Origin of the sequence: Bacillus sp. CGMCC 1.16541 (assembly GCF_003184905.1) — a bacterium.
Taxonomy (GTDB): Bacteria; Bacillota; Bacilli; order Bacillales; family Bacillaceae_H; genus Priestia.
Genome location: NZ_KZ821206.1, coordinates 297,878 through 321,345, shown reverse-complemented (window position 1 = coordinate 321,345; position 23,468 = coordinate 297,878). Strand labels below are relative to the sequence as shown.

22 protein-coding genes are annotated in these 23,468 nt (G+C 37.6%); 19 read left to right on the top strand and 3 right to left on the bottom strand.

Going from position 1 to position 23,468, the window contains the following annotated elements:
* Positions 1–147 precede the first annotated feature (147 nt).
* The gene (locus tag DIS06_RS01685) at positions 148–2,955 is read left to right on the top strand and encodes a VWA domain-containing protein (protein WP_110111507.1); all 2,808 of its coding nucleotides are present in this window, start codon (positions 148–150) and stop codon (positions 2,953–2,955) included.
* A 44-nt stretch (positions 2,956–2,999) separates the two neighbouring features.
* Here the strand turns inward: DIS06_RS01685 and DIS06_RS01680 are convergent, their stop codons facing one another.
* Genes DIS06_RS01680 through DIS06_RS01670 form a run of 3 tightly spaced genes read right to left on the bottom strand, consistent with a single transcriptional unit; the run spans position 3,000 to position 6,128 of the window.
* Positions 3,000–5,045, bottom strand: a complete 2,046-nt coding sequence (locus DIS06_RS01680; RefSeq protein ID WP_110111506.1) for a hypothetical protein — start codon at positions 5,043–5,045, stop codon at positions 3,000–3,002.
* Between the two features lie 11 nt (positions 5,046–5,056).
* Positions 5,057–5,653: a PilW family protein gene (locus DIS06_RS01675; RefSeq protein WP_110111505.1), complete on the bottom strand. Its 597-nt coding sequence runs from the start codon at positions 5,651–5,653 to the stop codon at positions 5,057–5,059.
* Positions 5,628–6,128 carry a type IV pilus modification PilV family protein gene (locus DIS06_RS01670; protein ID WP_110111504.1) on the bottom strand — a complete coding sequence of 167 codons (501 nt, stop codon included), beginning with the start codon at positions 6,126–6,128 and terminating at the stop codon, positions 5,628–5,630. The genes DIS06_RS01675 and DIS06_RS01670 overlap by 26 nt, the downstream gene beginning before the upstream one ends.
* A gap of 117 nt (positions 6,129–6,245) precedes the next feature.
* On the opposite strand from DIS06_RS01670, the gene DIS06_RS01665 reads away from it, so the two are divergent.
* The 18 genes from DIS06_RS01665 to mreD all read left to right on the top strand — a co-directional run bounded on the left by DIS06_RS01665 (position 6,246) and on the right by mreD (position 23,419).
* Entirely contained in the window at positions 6,246–7,739 is a 1,494-nt protein-coding gene (locus DIS06_RS01665) for a hypothetical protein (RefSeq protein WP_110111503.1), read from the top strand.
* An 18-nt stretch (positions 7,740–7,757) separates the two neighbouring features.
* The gene (locus tag DIS06_RS01660; protein WP_110111502.1) at positions 7,758–8,549 is read left to right on the top strand and encodes a PRC-barrel domain-containing protein; all 792 of its coding nucleotides are present in this window, start codon (positions 7,758–7,760) and stop codon (positions 8,547–8,549) included.
* 16 nt (positions 8,550–8,565) lie between these two features.
* Complete coding sequence (locus DIS06_RS01655; RefSeq protein ID WP_110111501.1) at positions 8,566–9,969, top strand: VanW family protein; 1,404 nt, start codon at positions 8,566–8,568, stop codon at positions 9,967–9,969.
* A 23-nt stretch (positions 9,970–9,992) separates the two neighbouring features.
* Positions 9,993–11,651: a GspE/PulE family protein gene (locus DIS06_RS01650; protein ID WP_110111500.1), complete on the top strand. Its 1,659-nt coding sequence runs from the start codon at positions 9,993–9,995 to the stop codon at positions 11,649–11,651.
* A 14-nt stretch (positions 11,652–11,665) separates the two neighbouring features.
* Positions 11,666–12,706, top strand: coding sequence for a type IV pilus twitching motility protein PilT (locus tag DIS06_RS01645; RefSeq protein WP_110111499.1), 1,041 nt, complete (start codon positions 11,666–11,668; stop codon positions 12,704–12,706).
* Positions 12,706–13,920, top strand: a complete 1,215-nt coding sequence (locus tag DIS06_RS01640) for a type II secretion system F family protein (RefSeq protein ID WP_110111498.1) — start codon at positions 12,706–12,708, stop codon at positions 13,918–13,920. The genes DIS06_RS01645 and DIS06_RS01640 overlap by 1 nt, the downstream gene beginning before the upstream one ends.
* A 191-nt stretch (positions 13,921–14,111) precedes the next feature.
* Positions 14,112–14,576 carry a prepilin-type N-terminal cleavage/methylation domain-containing protein gene (locus DIS06_RS01635; protein ID WP_239421757.1) on the top strand — a complete coding sequence of 155 codons (465 nt, stop codon included), beginning with the start codon at positions 14,112–14,114 and terminating at the stop codon, positions 14,574–14,576.
* Between the two features lies 1 nt (position 14,577).
* A complete protein-coding gene (locus DIS06_RS01630) occupies positions 14,578–15,336 on the top strand; it encodes a prepilin peptidase (RefSeq protein WP_110111497.1) in 759 nt (252 codons plus the stop codon).
* A gap of 13 nt (positions 15,337–15,349) precedes the next feature.
* Positions 15,350–16,348 carry a type IV pilus biogenesis protein PilM gene (gene pilM / locus DIS06_RS01625; protein ID WP_110111496.1) on the top strand — a complete coding sequence of 333 codons (999 nt, stop codon included), beginning with the start codon at positions 15,350–15,352 and terminating at the stop codon, positions 16,346–16,348.
* Positions 16,348–16,962, top strand: coding sequence for a hypothetical protein (locus tag DIS06_RS01620; RefSeq protein WP_110111495.1), 615 nt, complete (start codon positions 16,348–16,350; stop codon positions 16,960–16,962). Before pilM ends, DIS06_RS01620 begins: the two co-directional genes overlap by 1 nt.
* On the top strand, positions 16,963–17,703 hold the full coding sequence (locus DIS06_RS01615) for a hypothetical protein (protein WP_110111494.1): 741 nt from the start codon (positions 16,963–16,965) through the stop codon (positions 17,701–17,703).
* A complete protein-coding gene (locus tag DIS06_RS01610) occupies positions 17,703–18,182 on the top strand; it encodes a type II secretion system protein (protein WP_110111493.1) in 480 nt (159 codons plus the stop codon). The genes DIS06_RS01615 and DIS06_RS01610 overlap by 1 nt, the downstream gene beginning before the upstream one ends.
* A gap of 110 nt (positions 18,183–18,292) precedes the next feature.
* Complete coding sequence (locus tag DIS06_RS01605) at positions 18,293–19,273, top strand: SPOR domain-containing protein (RefSeq protein ID WP_110111492.1); 981 nt, start codon at positions 18,293–18,295, stop codon at positions 19,271–19,273.
* Positions 19,274–19,464: 191 nt separating this feature from the next.
* On the top strand, positions 19,465–20,040 hold the full coding sequence (locus DIS06_RS01600) for a Maf family protein (RefSeq protein ID WP_110111491.1): 576 nt from the start codon (positions 19,465–19,467) through the stop codon (positions 20,038–20,040).
* 17 nt (positions 20,041–20,057) lie between these two features.
* On the top strand, positions 20,058–20,744 hold the full coding sequence (radC, locus tag DIS06_RS01595) for a RadC family protein (protein WP_110111490.1): 687 nt from the start codon (positions 20,058–20,060) through the stop codon (positions 20,742–20,744).
* A 233-nt stretch (positions 20,745–20,977) separates the two neighbouring features.
* Positions 20,978–22,003, top strand: a complete 1,026-nt coding sequence (locus DIS06_RS01590; RefSeq protein ID WP_110111489.1) for a rod shape-determining protein — start codon at positions 20,978–20,980, stop codon at positions 22,001–22,003.
* Between the two features lie 19 nt (positions 22,004–22,022).
* Positions 22,023–22,892, top strand: a complete 870-nt coding sequence (gene mreC / locus DIS06_RS01585; protein ID WP_110111488.1) for a rod shape-determining protein MreC — start codon at positions 22,023–22,025, stop codon at positions 22,890–22,892.
* Positions 22,889–23,419: a rod shape-determining protein MreD gene (gene mreD / locus DIS06_RS01580; RefSeq protein ID WP_110111487.1), complete on the top strand. Its 531-nt coding sequence runs from the start codon at positions 22,889–22,891 to the stop codon at positions 23,417–23,419. Before mreC ends, mreD begins: the two co-directional genes overlap by 4 nt.
* Positions 23,420–23,468: the final 49 nt, after the last annotated feature.

Here is a 23,468-nt window from a genome sequence, read left to right as displayed (position 1 = left end):
AGGATGTCCTTACTGCTTTTTTGTTTTAGGTAAAAAAGAACTAGTAAACTAAAATAAAAAAGATTAAATAAGAATGAAAAACTGTCAATGTAGGAACATTTTCATTATAATAATGGTAAAGAATGCTAAGAAGAGGAAGGCGAGTGTATGAGGAAAAAGATTCGTAGTCTAATTGTCCTTTTTTCACTGTTTTTATTATGGTGTTCGGTTATACCTGTAAATACTCAAGCCACAACAGTTAGCGGTCCGTCACTTAATGTAAATGTTGTTCCGTCAAAAACAGAATTTTTAAAGCCGCTTGGCAGTAATGCTGAAGGGTCCTTGAATATCACATTAAATCCACAAGGCTCGTTAGATGACATTGCTAATCAATTACGAAAGCCAATTGATGTTGTATTTGTTATTGATAAATCTGGCTCAATGGGTCCACAATATGGAAATAAAATGGAAGATGCCAAGAAAGCAATGGATGAAGCAGTGAAAGTGTTTAGTGTGAATAAATTACCAAGTGATCGTTTTGGTTTGGTGACGTTTGATTCAGAGGTTAGAGATGAAATGGCGCTAACTACAGACTTGACAGCTGTACAGAACAAAGTTAATCAGTTAAAAGCTGATGGAGGAACGAATTATGTCCAGTCTTTTCAAAGTGCTTCTAAGCTCCTTGCAAGTTCTAATAATGATAAATATATCGTCTTCTTAACAGATGGGGAGCCAACTGAGGCAAGTGAAACAAAACCAGTAAAAGGTAACTATATGTATTGTAAGAGAATGCTTTTATGGTGGTGTATAGAAGAAATAACGGAATATATTGAAGCTCAAAAGGTTATTACCTATAATGCGAATAATAAAAATAATCAAGTTGCTTCCTTTATACATGGTAACTATCGCATTACTTATATGGAAGGTAATGGTGTCAAAAGTCGCATTTTAGAGCTTGGGCTAAGTCAAGCAGAAATACTTGCTAATCAAAAAGTAAAACTCTATTCAATTGGCTTTGGGAATAACGCTGAACTTGACATGAACTACTTGAAACAACTATCAGATAAAACTGCTTCCCCTTCTTTTCAAGCTAATGCGTCAAATTTAAGTGATATTTTCAGAAGTATTATGACAGAAATTGGGCAATTAGGAATGAAGGATGTACAGTTGAAAGTGAAAATTAAAGGAAACGGTACAAACTTTCCAGGGAACGTTCAACTAGCACAAAATGCAGATGCCTTTATGGAAGGAGATTATGCTGTTTTAAACTTAAAAGATGTTCCGTACGTATTAGGGCAAACCGCTCCGTCATCTTCTTATTCACTACCGTTAACATTTAGTCAAACAGGTACGTACACGTTTAGCGATATTCAACTTGTTTATAAAGATTTGCAAGGAAAGCCAGTGCAAAAAAAGCATAATTCAGTTTCTGTTACAGTAAACGACAAAGTAGCACCAACGTTCAGAAGCAATATCTTCTATACCGATCCTGAGAAAGTAAAGAGCTTGGTGAAAAAAGGCGATCAAAACGGTGCGTCTAATCAGTTTGAAGTGAATTATAAGCTGACACCAGAAGCAGTACTTGATGCAAAAGATCAAGGAACGTTAAAAACTATTAAATTAACCCAACCTTTACCACCAGGTGTGACCGTTATTAATCCACCAGCGGGTGTGAGCGTAAAAGGGAATCAGTTAGAAATAACGTTTAATGATATAACGTATGGAAGTACAAAGTTCTCTCCAGCTTCTTTAGAAGTGAAGTTGAAGATGCAAGCAAACTACGCGATGAATCAGAAGCTACAGAATCCTCTATTAACTTATAAAGATAGTAATAAAGGTGATAGAAACCAAGTGTTACAAGCACCTTCTGAATTCATTATCGCAAAAGTGGTGTTAGAAGATAACGATGTAAATTACGAAGGTGATTTGTTCGGAAACATCAGTAAAGTAACAAAGTCCAATAATACATTAATAGAGACGGTTAAGTTAAAGGCTGGAAATGTGGATTTAACACAGCCAATTCAAAGCATGAAGTTTAAGGAAAGTAGTGACAACAGAACGATTACAGTGATCTATAGTAATGGTCAAACACAAGATATTTTTCTGGCACCAGCATTTGAAATGTTTTCTTCTATAAGTGGGTTAATTGTTCCCAATCGCGGTAGTTCAGAAGAAAAAGTGAAGTTTCGACTTACACAGAAAATAACTGGAAAAGATGCCAAGTATGAATATCGTATTGATAATGGTTCGTGGCAATCTTTTGATCCTGAAGATGAGGTATTTATTGATAAAACCGGTACGTTCACTATCTCTGTTCGAGCAACAGGTGGGTTCTCTAAGAAAGATGTAGTGATTTCACAAACAGTCACGGTTGAGAAGCTAATTGAATCGATTACAGTAATACCAGCTCAAGTGACCATGTTCATTGGAGAGAGAGAAACGTTAAAGGCAACGATTAGTCCAAACGATGCTACAAATAAACAATTAACATGGTCAATCGAGGATAGTTCAATTGTAAAAAATATTGGAAATAATAAAAATGAAGAGTTTACGATTGAAGGAAACTCATTAGGAGATACTAATGTTATTGTTCAGTCAGCAGATGGAAAAGTAAGTCAGACAATCAAAGTGACCATTCTAAGTGACTTCCGATTTAAATATCCATCCATCACAATGAAACCGGGAGAAGAGCGAGAGGTTTTAAGTTTATTAGAGTATAAAAAGAAAGGCATCATTGGTGGTGGAATCTTAAATCCAAACATTTTAGATGGTGTCAACACAAGTAGAAATACAGATGTTATTGAGATTGAACGTAGACAAGGAAAGTGGTACATTGTTGCGAAGAACGTAGGATATGAAACCATTGTAGCAACAGGATTAAATAGTAAGAAGAATGGCACAAAACCAACCGCAAGTATGGTGATTATTGTAAAGCAGGATTCATCGTCTAACAATAATTCAGGTGCAAAATGGTAAACAATAGGAAAAGAGGAGTCAACATCAACGTTGACTCCTCTTTTTTATGGCTGTATCGTTGGCTCTGGAATAACTTGTAGTGTATTTACAATAGGTAAAGAATCTAATTTACTTAATAACACATTTTTATTATAAAGAATATTAAAGCGAGAATATTTACCATGTTGATTCATAACCGATACGCTACGGGACAGTTGATCTAAGTCATTTTCATTCTCTACATCTCCACGGATGGCGTTAATGGTTAATGGACCTTTTGAGAAAATCCCTCCATCAATGGCAAATAGTGAACCTACCCCGTATAAAGTAGCATTTCCTTCTGTATAAAAGAATCCAGTAAGAGGAGAGAAGGTATCAATATTTCGTAAGTCAACTTGATCACTTATTTGGCTAAGCGTACGGAACTCATTAATTCGATTTAAGTTAACATCACCTTTTGCTAGCAAAATTAACATTCCATCCGTTTTTCCTTTCTCAACACCTTCGACGTTTACATTTGTAATCGTTACTTTCCCTAATGCGTAAACAATTGAATCAAAGACAGCTCTGTCATTTTCTCTTCCATTTGCATCGTTTCTTCCTTCAATAACAAAATCATTTTTCACAACAATATTCTTCGTTAGTGTTAATGTACTGTTAATAGGTTTAAGAATTAAATCTTCTCCAGCCACAATTGCGTGATCGATATTTAAACTTTTTGATGTTTCAATGAGAATATCTTTGCCAGCGATGATAGGATTCATTAAATTGAGTTCGGCACTCTCAGGATTAATAATGGTAATTGTACCTGTAGCGACGATTTTTGAAAGGTTGAGCTTAGAACCTGCAAAGTTTGTAATCGATATATCTCCATCTACAAATAATCCTTTTTGGATAGTTAAGTCGCTAATATTATCTAAAACTAAATCTCCTTTTACCGTGATGCTCTCAAGAGTAGATGCTGTAATGTTAGAAATATGAACTGCATTAGCAGTTGTGCCTACTGTATCAAATACTAAATTTGTTCCTTCGGTTAATAAAGCAGTGAGAGAAGGGATTGATAGATAATTAGATGAACTTAATGGAGTTCTTACTAAATTTCCAATTAAATCCCCAATGTTAAGGATATCAAATATTCCCTTTAAAATGGTCTCGGTAATCTTTGTACCCGTTGAAGCTACGCTCTGAATAGTTTGATTTAGAAATTGATTGAGTGTTTGCTCTGTAGAAGTTCCGCCGCTAGCTTCTTTTAAGATGACCTGTTCCTCTTGGTTCATCGCTTGTTCAAAGTCAAAATCAATAAAGTCACTGTCGTTCTTTAACGTTGGAACGTCTTGATTATAAAACATCGTCTTAGGGTCACCATTAAACTTCAGTGGATTATTATTTAAACTTTTAAACAAATTAACAGTTGGAGAATACAAGTCTCCTGTAATTCTAGGAAGTGGTGTTTTAATTTGTTGTTCGCCTATGCTTGTTGTTGGTGTATAGTTGGCGTCAGGATCAATTTTTAAGTCTTTTGTAAATACATCACCGTAAATAGTAGGTGATCCATTTAAAATCAATTGACTAGCAGAGCCTAATGCGTACTGCAAAAAGCTTGGTGTTGGTGATAAAATGACGCGTTTTTTATAGGTTCTTTCTATTTTAGGCACGTTTTTATTTTCAGGTGGTTTTGTTACGAGTGAAATTTCATAAATACGTGTGAAATGTCGATCTAACGTAGAAATCGGTAGAAACTCAGTTGTTACATTTGCTACGGAGACATCTTCTAAAAAAGGTTTTGTATTATATGAATTCACAATGGTTTGGTTAATCACATTTTCTAGTATTCCATTAAATGAGGAAGAAATTTTCCCGTCTTCTCCCTTTAGAAGTGACAACATGTAAGTGGAATTGGGACTTTGTAAATTAAATTTTAAATCGGCAATCATTTCTTCCATTGCTGTTTTTGCTTGAGTAGATACATTAATGTCTACTTCTCTAATGGTTGTACGCTTGGTTCCTTGAATGGTCGCTGCCACAATGGTTAATCCAACAACAGTTAAAACTGTGACAACAAGTAATGTTAAAATAAGGCCGTAACCTTTTTCATTGTTTAATTTTTTCATCATCATCACCGTTAAAATCCGAAGATACTTTCTAATTGTAATGGCTTTGCGAGATTGACGTCTGCAATATGTAAAGTCAGTTCTAAGATACCGGATGTGCATGTTTTAGCTGTTGTATCAGAAGATGTACAGCTTAGTTTGATTTTCGAGTCGGCATAATTTCCTTCACTGTTGATACGTTGATTATTAATAAAAAAATGATGCTGTTTTGTTGCGGTTTCTTTTAGTTGTAGTTTAATAGATACTTGTTCCAGTTCAGGCCTTTCTGTCGATTCAACATCATAAAAGACGGAGGAACCTCCATATTCTTTGTAGGAAGCACCTTTTGAATCCACAATTTCTATACAGGTGTCAGGCTCTGTAGGTTCACTACAGTCTTTGACAAGATCGAAACCTGATGAACTTAGTTCGTTCATCATCGTAGTGACTACATAATCTGCTTCATCACGCAGCATTTCTTCTGTGCCTATCTTCTTTGAAACGCTAATCCCATTTGCAAGCACGTTGTACATCACTCCCATCACGATTGTCATGACGACAATGGTAGCTAGTAACTCCATTAAAGTGAGACCTTTGTTATTCTTAATATGTTTCACGAATGTCTTCACTAACAACGGCTCCTCTCATTTCAGTCGACAGCACTTGATTATTCCGTTTCCATTCGACGATTACTTCAATTGGAATCATATAGCGATCCTTAAAATTATTTGACTGTGAATGTGATAGTTGAACAGTAAAAGGAACATTATTCACAGAAATGTCTTCACATCCTAATGGGGGAGTAGGTGTTTCTACATAGGTATATTCTTTTTCAGCGTTTGCTCCACTTGTACAGATATATAGATACAATGTCTTATCATTTGTGACAAACGTTTCATGCATTTCAATAAAACTTTGTTTTTCCATAAAAGTAAGGGCATTGCGAGCAACATTAATGCCTGCTGTTTTATTTTGACTGCTTTTTGTATATGAGTAGGCATTTGAAAAAAACTGCATAAGACCTGTGAATATAATCATTAATATGACTAATGATACTAATACTTCGATGAGAGTTAGGCCTTGGTTATCAAAAAACTTCTTCATGCTGCTTCTCCCTTCTTTTAAATTTGACAAGATTATTATACAATAAGCTAGAAAAGATAATGGGTATTTTGTCTAAATTTTGCTGTTTTCTATTTATTTAGTAGGAAGTGATGTTAGTTGACGACGTTTATTTTTATTAGTGTTAGTTCCATAGTTCTGTTCGTTACGTTATATTTCCTCCCTTTACCTTATGACAAAAATGGGAAAATAGTAATCTTTGGTTCGGCTGTTTTATTAGCAGTTATGGGGTTACTCGCTAATGCTGTGTTACCACTACATACGATGCTGCTTATTGTGTTCTTATTGATAATATGTTGTTCGTATTTGTTAAGTAAGCGTTTATCGTTAGTCGGTGTGAAAGAAGAACAGATACAAGCATATCAAAGTTTTGACGATACGTTTGAAGAAAGCATAACGGTAGAAGAAGCGGCCATTGTGAGTCCTTCAACCGGAACGCTGACATTAGAAAAGCAGCTAATGAACAATGAAAGTGAACAGGTAGATGATGAACACATTGTACAGGTGATGACAAAAGAAGAAGTTGAAGAGCTATTTGATCATCGCCCTTTAGAAACAGGAGCGAATCAACAAGACGAGCAATCTTCTAATTACGAATATGAGATTCCTATGTTAATAGAAGAGGAGCAAGGATTGGGTGTTTCTTCTGATGACAAGAAAAGTGTGTTGAACCTTGATGAGGTGATTGAGAAAGAAGAAGTACACTCGATTGATTCATCTCTCTTGATGGATATCATTGTCGAAGATGTTCATGAAGATCATCAAGAAAATATCCTACAGACTAACATGATTGACTCATCTGAGTATCTAGAAGATGTCCAGGTTTCCATGATAGAAGAAGAGCTTATCGAGAACGAAGAAGAAATCATGTTGCACGTTCATGAATTAGAAGCAATAGAAGTCAGTGAAAATGAAGTGACGTTGAATGAACGAAAAGTCGAAGAATTTATAAGTAGTGACCAAGAGTCATCGATTTTACAAGTAGATGACCTAACAATAGAAGCAGTTTCTCAACAAATAGACCATAAAGATGTAGAAGAAATGAGTATAGAAACGAGCGATGCATTTCTAGTAAACGCTTTAAATCGAAATGAAAATGAGTTCGAAGAAGCGGAAGATGTTCTTCAAGAAGATTTACCAGAGATTTCAATGTCTAATGGAGAAGAACTTCTAGAACAACTTGAAAATGATAGATATAATGGAAAAAGTGAACAAGAATTGATTCGCTTGGAAGAAGCATTGGTAGAAGATGAAGTTACTGAGCAAGCGGAGAATGTACGTGACAGTGAAGCGACAGCTGAAACGCCTGTCATGAATCCAGCTGTTTGGCAAACCATTATTGAGCAAGTTAATGTGTATAAGCAGTTATCATCTACTCATGAGTATGAAAGCTTATTAAACGACTATTTGTTAGCTCCTTTACCATGTGAAGAATATTACGTATTAGCGAGTATGCTTGTTCAACATTACATGGATACAAATCAACGAGATGAAGCACTGAACAAAATTCAAGAATTACAAGGCAAGTATTCGGATTATCCAGTGCTTATAGCAGAATTACAATACTTACAAGAAGTAGCGAATAATAATTAGAAATGGGTGTCTGAAAGCATGAAAAAGAGTACTGAAATTATTAATTTGCCAATCATCAGCATTACTGAAGGTGTTGAGATTGGTCAAGTGAAAAGCATCATTATTAATCCAGATAAATTCTCGGTCGACTTTTTAACGACGCAGCAAGAAGATTGGCAAATTGGTGTAAAAGCGATTCCATTTAAAAAAGTCATTGGTGTAGGGGAATATGCAGTAACAGTTGAAAATGACAGTGCCATTATGGATTTAAGTGAAATTCCAATTGCGAATGAATTATTTAATAAAAAGATTTCACTGATTGGATCACGTGTAATGACGAGAAAAGGTGAATTACTAGGTGAAATCTCTGAATACCATGTCAATGATGATAATGGAGATCTTGTTGGTTTGAGTTTAAAGGTAAAAGGGGAAGAAGTTATTTTACCAATTACAGAAGTTATTACATTAGGAAAACAAATGGTTATTGTGAGTGAGCATGCAAAAGATAGCTTTGTGATCGTAACAGACGATTTAGAAAGCATTCCAGTGAAAGAAGAAGCACCTTCTAAGTCTGTAGTGGAACCTGAGCCTGTAGTCGAGCAACCAATCATTTCACCAGCTGTAAAAGAAGAAGCCGAGCAAAAAGTAAATTATTTAAAAGATAAGCAAATCCAACTTTTAATTAATAAGAATGTCATGAAGGACATTTATAACCAACAAGGTGAGTTGTTAATTAAAAAAGGTACGATTTTAACAGAAAAAGACATCACAAGTGCCCAAGGTGCAGGTCCAACTGTTTTTGTTGAATTATCAATGAATGTATCTGAATAATTAGGGGGCTTGACGTGTGAGAAATGAACATTTTCTCCGCACCTTTTTACTATTAACAGCTTGTACAGGTTATTTATTAGCTTTTTCCTTTCTTGGGGTATATGCCTATGAAAAGGTAGTAGGAGGTCAAGATACATTCAAGCCAGGTACACAAATTGCCAGCTTGAATGTGTCGGACGTGCCTAAAGCATCTGTTAAAGAAAAGGTAGCTGAATCAATTGATCAATGGATGATGACAGAAGCAATTACCATTCGCTTTAAAGAAAAAAGTGAATCGTTACCGATGGAGATTTACTCATTTAGTGTAGAAGATACATCTTTACAAGTTGAGGAAGGTACAACGAATCCTGTAGCGGTAAGTGTAAATAAAAAATTGCTTTCTTCCTTTTTAGCTTCGTTTTTAGGTGGTACATACGTCAAAAAAATTGATCAAGCGAAACTACAGCAGGATTTACAGAACGTTGCTTCTTCATTAAAGTCTGGGCAAAAGGTCTATCAGTTAGAAGCATACATAGCCGATAATGAACTTGAAGTCAGTACCATTTTTGAATCGAGTGTTCCTGTAACCGATGATGATTTTACAGAAGTGAGACTATGGGTAGACGAAGTGAACGAAATCGAGGTTTCACCACAATCAAAAGTGTCACTCATTGAAGTGGCAGAACAAGTGAGTTTATCAAACTTGTCAAAAGAAAGTTTAAGTTTAATTGCTTCCTCCATCTATGAAACAATTGCTCATTCAAACTTTGATATTTTAGAAAGACATGTTGGAAATGTCATTCCAAAACAAGTGACACCTGGATTTGAAGCACGAGTGGAATACGATAAGTTAGATTTACTTTTCTTTAACCCCAATTACACAGCTTATACCATTACATTTGAAATGAACGAACGCCAATTGATCACACGTTTAGTTGGACAACCGTTCTTTTACGAATACGAAGCGGTGATAAAAGAACAACAAGAATATGAACCAAAAACAATTGTTCAATATACAGCAATGTTGCCTCCAAACGTGACAAATTTTGAGGAAATGGGCAAAAATGGATTATGGTTAAAAGTGTACCGTGATATTTCGAGTCAAGGCTCCGCTGTTAAATCTGTCTTATTATCAGAAGACTTTTATCCACCTATCCATCGAATTGAACAACGAGGACTGATTCTTGAAAAAGAAGAACCATCCACTTCTACCGATGATGAAGCAACAGTCGATGATGATGCAACTGATCAAGAAACAGACGAACAAATAGAGAATGATAATGAACAAAGTATTCCGAATGTTAGAAAAAATAAACCTGAAGAGAGTAACGAAAAAGATAGAGAAGACAAAAACGACAAACAAGATCAGTCTACAAAGCAACCAAGTGATAAACAAGAGCTTGAACCACCTAGTTCACTTGAAGAGCTAGTTAAACCATAATCTTAAAAAAGAGGTTAATACGTATGCAAGAGCGTAGGAGATTAGGAGATTTACTCATTGAAGCCAATTTGATTACAGATGAACAGTTGCAAGAAACATTACGAAACAAAAAAGAAGGACAAAAGTTAGGTGATGCCCTTCTCGAGCGAGGCTACATTACCGAGCAACAGCTCATTGAAGTGTTAGAGCTTCAGCTAGGCATTCCACATGTTAGCTTGTATCGTTATCCGTTTGATCAAACATTATTTACAGTTATCTCAAAGGAATTTGCCAAACGTAACGTGCTAATACCTTTAAAAAAAGAGGGAAATCGTCTGTTTGTGGCCATGGCTGATCCAATGGATTTCTTCGCAATTGATGACTTACGTCTTTCAACAGGTTTTCAGGTGGAAACGGCGATTGCGTCTCGTGATGACATTTTACGTACAATTTCAAAGTACTATGACTTAGACGACGATGTGGAGCAGTTTGCCTCATTTGAAAGTGGTTTAACAGAAGAAGAGGAGGAAACAATCGGTGAAGAAGATTCACCGGTTGTTCGCCTTGTAAATCAATTAATTTCAAGTGCAGTTCAACAAAAAGCAAGTGATATTCATATTGATCCACAAGAAACAAAAATTTCAATTCGTTATCGATTAGACGGCTTACTAAAAATGGAGCGTACATTGCCAAAGCATTTACAAAGCATGTTAACGGCTCGCTTGAAAATTATGGCTAATCTTGATATTACCGAGTACCGTGTTCCTCAAGACGGTCGAATTAAAATGAATATAGACTTCCATCCTGTCGATCTTCGTGTATCAACGTTACCGACGATTTACGGAGAGAAGATTGTCATGCGTGTGCTTGATTTAGGAAGTTCGTTAAATGATGTGAAAAAACTAGGATTTAATAACTTAAATTTACAACGATTTTTAAAATTAATTGAACAACCAAATGGCATTGTCCTTATTACAGGTCCGACAGGTTCAGGTAAATCATCGACGTTGTATGCAGCTCTTAACTATTTGAATGAAGAAGAAACAAATATTATTACGATTGAAGATCCAGTTGAGTATCAAATGGAAGGAATTAACCAAATTCAAGTCAATCCCAATGTAGGATTAACATTTGCTTCTGGGTTACGCTCTGTTTTGCGACAAGATCCAAACGTCATCATGGTAGGGGAAATTCGTGATAAAGAAACAGCTGATATTGCCATTCGTGCATCACTAACAGGTCACCTTGTATTAAGCACACTTCATACAAATGATGCCCTTAGCACCGTGACACGTTTAATTGATATGGGCGTTGAACCGTTTTTAGTGGCTACATCCTTAGCTGGTGTCGTGTCTCAGCGTCTCGTGCGCCGCATCTGCCGAGATTGTCAGGAAACACGAGTCGCTTCTAAAAGCGAGAAAGAAATTTTCGCGCGAAGAGGTATTCAAATCGATACGGTTATTCATGGAAAAGGGTGCGGAAATTGTAATATGACGGGGTACAAAGGGCGTATTGCGGTGCATGAATTAATGGTGATGACGGATGAAATGAAACAAGTGATTTTAAATCAACAGCCATTTAGTACACTACGTCAATTAGCAATTAAAAATAAAATGTTGTTTTTATTAGATGATGGGTTGATTAAAGTAAAGCAAGGATTAACGACAACTGAAGAAGTGTTACGTGTGTCTACGCTTGAGTAAGGCGGTTGAATGAAATGAATGAACGAATTGAACAATTAATGAAGCGCGCATTTGAAGTAAAAGCATCAGATTTACATTTAACCGTAGGTGTTCCGCCGATTATGCGGATTGATGGTAGTTTAAGACGGTATGGTGAAGATGTCCTAAAACCGAGTGATGTCGAGGGAATGACGAGACATCTAATGGATGATGCGCTTTGGAGCACCTTTAAAGAACGAGGGGAGCTTGACTTTTCATATGGTTTACATGGCGTGTCACGCTTTCGAGTCAATGCTTATCATCAGCGAGGAACGACTTCGCTCTCCATTCGAGTCGTGCCAACTCGTATTCCGTTGTTAGAGGAACTATCGTTACCAGCTGTGTTAAAGCAAGTCGCGGCTAAGCCTCAAGGACTTGTGCTTGTCACAGGACCAACAGGAAGTGGAAAGTCCACTACACTTGCATCCATGGTCGATTATATGAATCGGACGGTGAGTAAGCACATTATTACGTTAGAAGATCCCATTGAGTATCTACACAAACATGGACGTTGCATTATTAATCAGCGAGAAGTCGGACTCGATACGAAAAATTTTGCTAATGGATTACGTGCTTCTCTACGCCAAGATCCTGATGTGATTTTAGTAGGGGAAATGCGCGATTTAGAAACAATTCATACAGCCATTACGGCAGCGGAAACAGGGCATCTTGTGTTAGGAACACTTCATACATCGAGTGCGCCTTCAACGATTAATCGTATCATTGATGTGTTTCCACCTTCACAGCAAGACCAAATACGGATTCAACTCGCATCCGTACTTGTCAGTATTTTGTCACAGCGACTATTTCCTCGAAAAGATCAAGGAGGGCGAATTTGTGCAACTGAGTTACTGATGAATAATCCTGCCGTTGCAAACTTAATTCGCAACGAAAAGGTTCATCAAATTGAAAGTGTGATGCAAACGAGCAAAGCGGCTGGTATGCATACGTTAACACAATCCATGAACGAATTAATTGAAAAAGGGATCATTTCAAAAGCAGACGCACAACCGTATTTAAACGAGGCGGTGATGTAATGGCACAATTTCAATACGAAGGTAAAGACGTCTCCGGGCGTAAAAAACGAGGAAGAATCAAAAGTGCTTCAAAACGTGAAGCAGTTTTACAGTTAAAAGAAAAAGGCATTCGCGTTTCGGACCTACAAGAAATGAAAGAAACAATCTTAACTAAAGACATTACGATTGGAAACAGTGTGAAGCTGCATGATTTCGTTATTTATTTGCGTCAGTTTGCGACGCTTTTAAAAGCGGGTGTGACCGTTGTAGACTCGACGCGAATTTTAGCGAGTCAAACAGAAAGCAAAGCGTTAAAAAAAGCGTTATTTGATGTGGAAGATGATTTGCGAGGTGGAAACAGCTTATCCACCTCTTGTGCGAAGCATAAAAAAGTATTTCCACCCATGTTTGTGAATATGGTAAAAGCAGGAGAAGTATCAGGGAATTTAGACTCAACATTAGAGCGATTAGCCGATCACTTTGAAAAGCAACACCGAACGAGGCAAAAGGTCATTTCTGCACTTGCGTATCCGGCAGCAGTTGGGGTAGTAGCCATTGCGGTTGTCATTTTCTTACTTGTATCGGTTGTTCCTACGTTTGTCGATATGTTTGCCGACTTTGGTGCTGATTTACCCGCTATTACAAAGTTTGTATTAGCGTCTAGTGAATTTATGCAGCAGTTTTGGTGGCTCATTGTAGGGTTTATTTTTCTTGCTGTCGTGACCTTTTCTGTTTTATACAAACAAAAATCAACGAGGTATTACATCGACTATGCGCTGTTACGCGTACCTATTTTCGGAGGAATGCTCCAAAAAGCAGCCATTGCAAGAATGACAAGAACATTAAGTTCGTTGTTTTCAAGCTCCGTTCCGATTTTACAAGCGATTCAAATTGTAGAAGGTGTCGTTGATAACGAAGTGATTTCAAAAGTACTAGTGAAATCACGCGATTCATTAGAAAAAGGATCTTCTCTTACAACGCCGATGGAGCGACATTGGGTGTTTCCACCGCTTGTCACCCGAATGATTGCGATTGGGGAAGAAACAGGTTCATTAGATGTCATGCTTGGGAAAGTTGCTGACTTTTATGAAGCAGAAGTGGAAACAACAACAGACCGACTAAAGTCATTAATTGAGCCGTTAATGATTGTGATTTTAGCTGGATTAGTCGGGACTATTGTTACATCGATTCTCATTCCAATGTTCGATATATTTAATCACATACAATCGTACTAAAACTATTTTCATATTTTGATAGTTGGTGTAAAATGAATGGTAAGAGATACAAATTCGCTAAAAAATGGAATTTTATGAACGTGTCCATTGCATGACACATGCACATCAACCGAGGTAAATGCAACCGGTTTACCGATCATCAAAGCACTCATGCAGCTGACATTGATCGAGATACATAAAGGTGAGTTTGTATGGCAAATAACAGGTTCAAAGAAGGAGAGAAAAACATGTTCAAAAAAATGCTAAAAAATGAAAAAGGACTCACGCTAATCGAGCTACTAGCCGTTATCGTCATCCTAGGAATCATCGCAGCCATTGCGATTCCAAGTATTGGTGGGATTATTCAGAAGTCACGCGAGGATGCTGTGAAGGCGGATGCAGTGCAAGTTTTAAATGCGGCAAAAATTTATATGTCTTCGAATACAGTTGATGAGAGTAAGGTAGCTACAATTCAAGGCAGTGATTTGACAGAGTACGTAGATATTGAACCAGGGAAATTTACAATCACTAACGTAAAATATGATAAGGGTGTTTATACTTTAAATGGCTCAGGAAAGGCTGGAGCTGTCACAATAGAGTTTAAAGATGCAACTTTAGCAGGTATAAAAGAAAGTAAAGATAAACCTGTGAGTAATAAGATTACAATCGAGAAATAATATGATCCTAATCCTAATCCAAACCTACCTCTTCATCCTAGGCCTTACCCTCGGCTCTTTCTACAACGTAGTCGGCTTACGAGTGGCTGCTGGTGAGTCGATTGTCCGGCCGCGTTCGAGTTGTCCTGGGTGTGGCCATGTGTTGGGTGCACGTGAATTGATACCGGTTTTATCTTATATGATTCAAAAAGGGAAATGTCGTAGCTGTCAAGCTCGCATTTCCCCTCTTTATCCCATGATGGAACTTTTGACAGGTCTGCTTTTTGTCCTGTCATTTCATTTAATAGGGTTTCAACTTGAGTTGTTCGTTGCGCTTACACTTGTGTCATTATTGATCATCATTACGGTGTCTGACTTGCGCTACATGATTATTTCGGACAAGGTGTTGTTGTTTTTTTTACCGTTGTTTATCGTAGAACGTGTATTCATTCCTCTCACCCCTTGGTGGGACATGCTTATAGGGGCGGTAGTTGGATTTGGCTTACTACTTCTGATTGCTATCGTGAGTAAAGGTGGAATGGGCGGTGGTGACATTAAGTTGTATGGCGTCATTGGCCTTGTGCTTGGTTGGAAACTTGTGTTGGTTTCGTTCTTTTTAGCCACATTGCTTGGTGCTATTTTTGGCTTATTTGGTATGATGATAGGGAAAGTACAACGAGGGAAACCGATGCCATTTGGCCCGTTTATTGCGTTAGGTGTTTTGATTGCTTATTTTTACGGCACAGCGTTACTCAATTGGTACTTTACATTTTTAATCTAGCAGGTGAAAAATCATGGTCTTGCGACTACCTTCATTTAAAAATAAAGTAGGGAATTTAATTATAAAAGACCACGTCATTCGTTACGTTGAATTAAAGCAAACAGAGCCGCTTATGATAGGGAAAAGTCAAGAGCGCTACTTGCCGAGTGGGTTAATTGAAAATGGTCAAATCATCGACCGCCAAGGACTATTATTCATTTTAGAAGAGTGTGTAGAAGAATGGGGAATGAAGCGCTCGAAAGTGCGAATTGTTCTTCCAGATCATCACGTTATTCTTCGGCCGCAAACGTTACCTGAAAAGATAGCAGAAGATGAGATTCGTAGTTATTTATTTATGGAGATTGGTTCTAGTATTCATCTCCCTTTTGATGATGCCATCTTTGATTACGTCATTTCAAGCGAAGATGAAGATGAAGTGAACATTGTGTTATTTGCAGCACCGGAGAAGCTTGTATTAAGTTATGTCGAATTGCTGCAAGAAGCAACATTAACTGCTGTTGTAGCCGATTTGTCATCTCTTAGTACGTACCGTCTTTGTTTTTATCGAGACCTGGTGAGACCAAGTGATCATTATCTTCTTTTGCAAGTGGATTTACTCTCGGTGAATGTGAGCATCTTTACGAAGCATCAGCCTGTATTTATGCGTCATCTTTCCTGGCCTCATGCTCATGCAGATTGGGAGCTGAGTGCGCAAAAAGATGGAGAAATGGGTGTAAAGTTTAAAGGTGAAAAAGAAGAACTATTCACAGCAATCAGCGAGATTACAAATGAAGTAGAAAGAATCGTGAACTTTTATCAATATTCCATGAATCAAGGGAAAGAAAGTGTTACGAGGGTGTTAGTAACAGGAGACCATCCTTACCTTCATGACATGATGCAAAGTATGAATGACCGGCTCTCACTGCCGTTTGAGTTAATTGATGTGTCGTCAAGTCGCCAACATGAAGGATTGTTTGATTTGAGTACACGTTATCATGCAGCGGTCGGTCTTGCCTTGAAAGAGGTGACGTGATGTTAGCTGAAATTAACTTACTACCACGGAAAGAGCCGAAAAGTCCCGCTTTTCTCATTTTGATGATTGGTTTACTTCTTCTGTTTATTAGTATTAGCAGCTTTTTAGGTTGGAAGTATATGAGTTTACAAGAAGAAAAGCAAGTAACAGAAACGGCGATTAGCGATGTGAAAGTAGAACAAGCTACACTGCAAGCGAAAGTGGTTCAATCCACTGATACAGAAGCGGTTCAACAGCTACAAACAGCTATTGAATGGGTGAATCGATACCCTGTTAAGACCGTTCCAATTGTTGATACACTAACAAAATCGTTGCCCAAGCGAGGTTTCATTCGAGAGTTTGCGTATACAAGTGAGTTAGTCGTTCAAGTAGCGATTCAATTTGATGAAAGTCGGGAAGCAGCTTATTTCTTAAGTCGCTTAAAAGTGGAGACACCGATTGTGAAAGAAGCAAAGATTTTAAGTGTCGAGACATTTGAAGTGGATGAAGGGGATAAAGAGGAAGAAAGACAGCAATTCGAAGAAAAAGAACAAGTCATGCCTCGTTACGTAGCACTGTATCAAATTGAAATGAACCGCGATGAAATCGACAAACTTATGAAGGAGGAAGAATAGATGCCGATGTATATGAATAAAAAGCAGTGGCTCATTTTCTTTCTAACTTTGTTGCTTGTTGGAGGGGTGACAGCGGTCGTTTATTTACAATTGATGAGGCCAGTGCAGCAAGAAGTGAGTTTGATGAAAGACGAACTAACAACGGAGCAACAAATTGTAAAGGCATTAAAAGCAAAGGCACCGACTCAAAATGAACGACTGTTAAAGAGTAGCATTGAACTTCAAAAGCAATTGCCTGTAAAACCTTTTACTGAACAGTTTTTATTAGAACTTGAAAAGGCAGAAGTGGTGTCAGACAGTTTGATCTTAAGTGTGAATTTTGCCGATGATTCAGAGCTAGTTGTAAAAAGTGAAGAAGATGAAATTGAGGAATCTGTCTATGGTGACCGCGCAAATAAAGAAGACGAAGAAAAGAAAATAGAAGCAGAACCGATGCCAGTCGGTTTTCAAAAAATCACGGCTACCTTATCCGTTGAGTCTAAGCGCTATGATGATTTCTTGTTATTTTTAGAAACAATTGAGCGATCGCCTCGTATTTCTCAAATCGAAGGAATTTCATTTGACGGTCCCAAAGAGGCAACTCGTCTAGCAGATGTAGATGAGCCCACGCTTCAATATGAATTAGTTGTTTCGACATTTTACTACCCAACCTTAGACAAATTACAAGATCAAATTCCGACAATTGAAACGCCGAGTCCAGCTAAAAAAGAAGACCCTTTTCAAACGTTAGGGAATAACTGATGAGTAAATGTGTAACAGCGATTCGTCGTCTAGCAGTGAATAAGAAAGGGTTAACGTTAATCGAGTTACTAGCAGTCCTAGCAATCTTGGGAATTGTCGCAATGATTGCGGTGCTTGCGTTTTTACCAATCATTGAAAAGTCGAAAGATCAAGCGTTTGTTGCTAATGCAATTGCAATGAAAGAAGCGGCTACTTTTCATAAACGAACGAGTGAAGTGGCGTTAAACCCAACGATAAAAGCGAAGTTAACATACAAAGATTTGGTTGAAGATGGTTATCTTGATCATCTGCTTGATCCTCATACGAATGAAGAGTGGACCATTCAAAAAGATGGTCAACAATCATTCGTCGATATTAAATCTGTGAACGGTCACCTTTCTTATTACGTATGCTTAAAAGGAGCTAAAAAACAACTTTGTACTGAAGATGGCAAGGGCATCTTATCAACGGAACTTTCGACTGAATTTGTAAAAAAATAGCGAAAACCTTTTAGAACGAGACGACAAATGTCTTGTTCTTTTTTTTTAGGCATATGATAGGATGAGGACAAGTCTATGTCGGTGTTGCATGTAGTAAAGGTGGTGAATCAATGGATAAGCAATCAAACAAAATTTCCATTAAAATCAATGGAGAAGAAAAAACAATCTCTGAAGATCAGAACGTAAAGAAAGAACCTCTACCTCAAACGGAAAGTGACGAGTTCACATGGGTTTTACCAGAAAAACAAGACGAAAAGATTGTTTCTATTGAGGATTTACGTCACGTTAAACAGAGTAAAAAGCCGTTAAAAAAGAAAAGTTTTTCTCCTTCTCATACATCCATCATGAAAAAAATAGTACTCGTTGTTTCCTTAGCGGTTGTTGTTGGTGTAGGGCTAGGGATGTTTAGCTTAAAAGTCATGACAAACAATGAGGAAGTCGTATCAATTACAAACTCAGAAGAGCCTTCAGTTGAGACGGGAGGAAGCTTAAGTGAGTCACCAGCAAAAACCCCAACTAAGCAGGATGAGCCTGTAAAGACGGTGAAGGCACAATCCCTTTATGTGGTGCAAGCGGGTGTGTTTTCATCAAAAGAGTCGGGAGAAACTGCACAGAAAGAAATGAAAGAAAAAGGATACACGGCGACATCTGTAGCTAGTGGAGAAAATAGATTGCTGTTAGTGGGGATGGGGAGTGAAGCAGCGTTAACAAAGCAGCTTGGTGAATCCTACAAAGCAAAAGGTGAAGAAGTATATGTGAAGGAATATGGATTGCCAACATCAGGTTCACTTAGTCAAAAGGACGTCGATGTAATGGAGAAGATTCAACCGATTTTGGTTTCTTTATCGATGGAATCCAATCGCTCCATGTTAGGGCAGAAACTAGAAGCATTTAAAAGTGAAAAAGAATCGTTAACTGAACTAGAAAAAGCCACTAGCAATAAAGAAATTCAAGCACTTATTACTCATTTATTAAAAGCAAATGACGCACTTTTGAAGTATGAGAAGTCAACGAGTGAACAAGAAGCGAAAGTATCTCAGCAGCAACTACTAGACGGGCTGCAGCAATATGTGACGATTTTAACGAAATAAAAGTCTTCTGCATGAAGGTGGTAACAATCGCTTATGCTTTGTCTATTCACTTCTCTACTAGAAAGAGAGGAATAGACAAAGCATGTTTTTTGTCTGTTTAGATGACAAATTGTAAAATAAGGTAGAAATTGCTAAAATAGAGGTGTATCTTTCTTATTCTCAAACTTGAAATGTAAAGGTGATAAACAAACATGAATTCATCATTAATTTTAGCTTCTAGTTCACCCCGTCGAAAAGAATTACTAGAGCAAGCAAACGTATCATTTACCGTGCAGGTTAGCGCAGTGGAAGAAATCATTAACCCCGCTCATACGCCTTCAGAAGTAGTGATGTCACTTGCGTTACAAAAAGCACAAGATGTCGCTAAATCTCATCCGGATGCCATCATTTTAGGGGCAGACACGGTAGTGGTGCAAAATCATCAAATTTTAGGAAAGCCTGAAGACGAGCAACAAGCAAAAGAAATGTTACGGTTGCTTTCAGGTCAAGCGCACCAAGTGTTAACAGGAGTTGCACTTGTGAAGAACGAACAAGTAGTCACATTTTATGAGCAAACAGATGTTACGTTTTATCCGTTGAAAGAAGAAGAAATTGCTCGCTACGTACAGAGTGGAGAACCGATGGATAAAGCAGGCTCTTATGGCATTCAAGGACTTGGTGCCATCTTTGTGAAAGAAATTAAAGGAGACTACTTTTCAGTTGTTGGTTTACCTCTTTCTCGTACCGTTAGGGAGCTTGAGAAAATCGGGTTTCATTATACGATGTAAAGAAGGAGTGCGACTGAATGAATCAATCATTAATGATTAAAGACTTCCCGCAGGATGAGAGACCGCGTGAGCGCCTCATCCAAAAGGGATCAGGAAGTTTGTCCAATCATGAACTTGTTGCGATTTTACTGAGAACAGGAACAAAAGAAGAATCGGTGTTACAACTTTCGAATCGTATTTTAAATCACTTTGATGGGTTGAAGTTATTACCCGAAGCAACGGTTGATGAAATGACAAATATTAAAGGAGTGGGTTCAGCAAAAGCGGTTCAAATTATTGCTGCAATTGAGCTAGGTAAGCGAATTGCACAGCTTCGCTCAGAAAATCGATACACGATCCGTAGCCCTCAAGATGGTGCTGACTACATGATGGAAGAAATGAGAGTACTATCTCAAGAGCACTTTGTTTGCCTCTATTTAAACACCAAAAATCAAATTCTTCATAAACAAACTATTTTCATTGGAAGCTTAAATGCCTCGATTGTACATCCACGGGAAGTGTATAAAGAAGCATTCCGCCGCTCAGCCGCCTCTATTATTTGCCTTCATAACCATCCTTCCGGAGACCCAACACCAAGCAGGGAAGATATTGAAGTGACAAAACGCCTAAAAGAATGTGGAGATATCATTGGAATTGAATTACTTGATCACTTAATTATCGGAGATCGTAAGTACATTAGCTTAAAAGAAAAAGGGTACATGTAAATACTATGTTTTTTTTTTCGTGTGAGTTATAATAGAAGTCATGTTTTAGATGACAAGTTGTTTACAATTGTTATGAATGAATAGACAAGTGATAGAGGTTTATCATACAATATTTGGCGTTGACATCTGTCAAAGAAGTAGACAAAATAAAGACTGGTGGATTCAATAAGATACATGTTTATTTACTGAATGGAACATCTTAGCATTTCAGTTTGAGAAAGGGAGATATACACATGTTTGGAATCGGTACAAGAGACCTTGGAATAGATTTAGGTACTGCTAATACACTCGTATATGTAAAAGGAAAAGGAATTGTTGTTCGTGAGCCGTCAGTTGTGGCTTTACAAACAGACTCAAAACAAATTGTTGCGGTTGGTAACGACGCGAAAAATATGATTGGTCGTACACCTGGTAATGTCGTAGCACTTCGTCCAATGAAAGATGGCGTAATTGCAGATTATGAAACAACAGCGACGATGATGAAATATTACATTAAACAAGCTCAAAAATCAAAAAGCTTATTCGCAGGTAAACCGTATGTGATGGTTTGTGTGCCATCAGGAATTACGGCTGTAGAAAAGCGCGCAGTCATTGATGCAACTCGTCAAGCAGGTGCTCGTGATGCGTATACAATTGAAGAGCCATTTGCTGCAGCGATCGGTGCTAATTTACCAGTTTGGGAGCCAACAGGTAGTATGGTTGTTGACATCGGTGGAGGAACAACGGAAGTTGCCATTATCTCATTAGGTGGAATCGTTACATGTCAGTCAATTCGTATTGCCGGTGACGAAATGGATGAGGCAATTATTCAATATATCCGTAAAAACTATAACTTAATGATTGGTGAGCGTACATCTGAAGCGCTAAAAGTTGAAATCGGTTCAGCAAGCACACCAGAAGGAATCGAGAACATGGAAATCCGTGGTCGTGACTTATTAACGGGTCTTCCAAAAACAATTGAAATTTCTGCTGAAGAAATTGCAGATGCGTTAAAAGATACGGTTACGGCAATTGTCGATTCTGTTAAAAGTACATTAGAGCAAACGCCTCCAGAACTAGCGGCTGATATTATGGACCGCGGAATTGTCTTAACTGGTGGTGGAGCGTTATTGCGTAACTTAGACAAAGTAATTAGTGAAGAAACAAACATGCCGGTTGTTATTGCAGAAGATCCACTTGATTGTGTTGCAATTGGTACTGGTAAAGCATTAGATCATATTGATTTATTTAAAAACAGAGCTGGAGATTCTTACCGATAAAAAATAAGAGGTGTACATCATGCCACAGTTTTTCCTGAATAAACGTTTAATTATTTTACTAGTGAGTATTATCGTTTTAGTGGCATTGATCGGTTTTTCATTAAATGGTCGTAAATCTATTACATTACCTGAGCGATTCGTAAAGGATTCGGTAGGACTCGTTCAGGCAACGCTTCATCAACCCGCACAGTATGTGGCGGGTTTCTTTCAGAATGTAGGCGATTTGAAGCGTACATATGAAGAAAACGAGCTACTAAAGTCTCGATTAGATGAACATATGCAGTTACAAGCTAAAGCTAGACAATTAGAAGATGAAAACGAAAAGTTAAGAGAACAGCTAGATAAACAAGATAGCCTAAGACAGTATGATCCAATTGAAGCAAGTGTCATTGCGAGAAATCCTGATCGTTGGCATGAAGTAATTGCGCTAAACCGTGGTCGAGCACATGGTGTGAAAGAGAATATGGCCGTTATTACTCCTCAAGGATTAATTGGTAAAATCAAACATGTGTCAGACATGACGTCCACTGTACAACTCGTTAGTTCGTTAGATCGTACAAATCGAATTTCAGCCATTATTCAAGCTGAGAAGAAAGAATACGGTTTAATTGAAGGATACGACGAGAAGAAAAAAGCTCTTTTACTTCGCCGCATTCCAGCTGATGCGAAAATTAAAGAAAAGCAACTCGTGATTACATCAGGTTTAGGTGGAGTGTTTCCAGATGGTCTCCCAATTGGTGAAATTATTGAGATTGAGCCAGATGAACACGGATTAACTCAAAAAGCCTATGTAAAACCAGCTGCAGACTTGTATGACTTGGATCACGTTATTATTGCGACGCGTACAGAAACGGCAGATACCTTATTAACAGAGGAGGAAGAAGAATGACGGTAAATCGGTTCTTCTTACCTTTTCTTGTTTCAATTGCCTTTATCGGTGAAAGCATGGTTGTAAACTTTATAGCCGTTGAACCTTTCTTACGAGAATGGGTTCTTTCACCTCGTTTTGTCGTCATTATCCTTGTATTAATGGCGGTTTATTTTAGTTTAAAGCAAGCCATGATTTATGGACTCATCTTTGGTATGCTTTACGATGTCGCTTTTACGGATGTGTTAGGTGTTTACATGCTTGGAATTCCAGCTGTTTGCTATCTTATTTCAAAAATGATGAAAGTCCTTCAAAACAACCTCGTTGTGGTGTCAATTTTAGCTTTGTTCGCTGTGACAATTATTGAATTTTATATATATGGAATTAACGTTTTAATTCATGTAACCGATATGACCTTTGACCGATTTTTGCAACAACGATTTTACGCGACATTGATTTTAAATGCCGTCTTTTTCTTGTTCTTTTCCTATCCATTGAAAGTAAAGCTTCAAAAGTGGAAAGTGCAATTTTTAGATGAACGTTTATAACACGATCTAGTAAGATAGAAGTAATAAGTAGAAAACGACTTGATTGAAA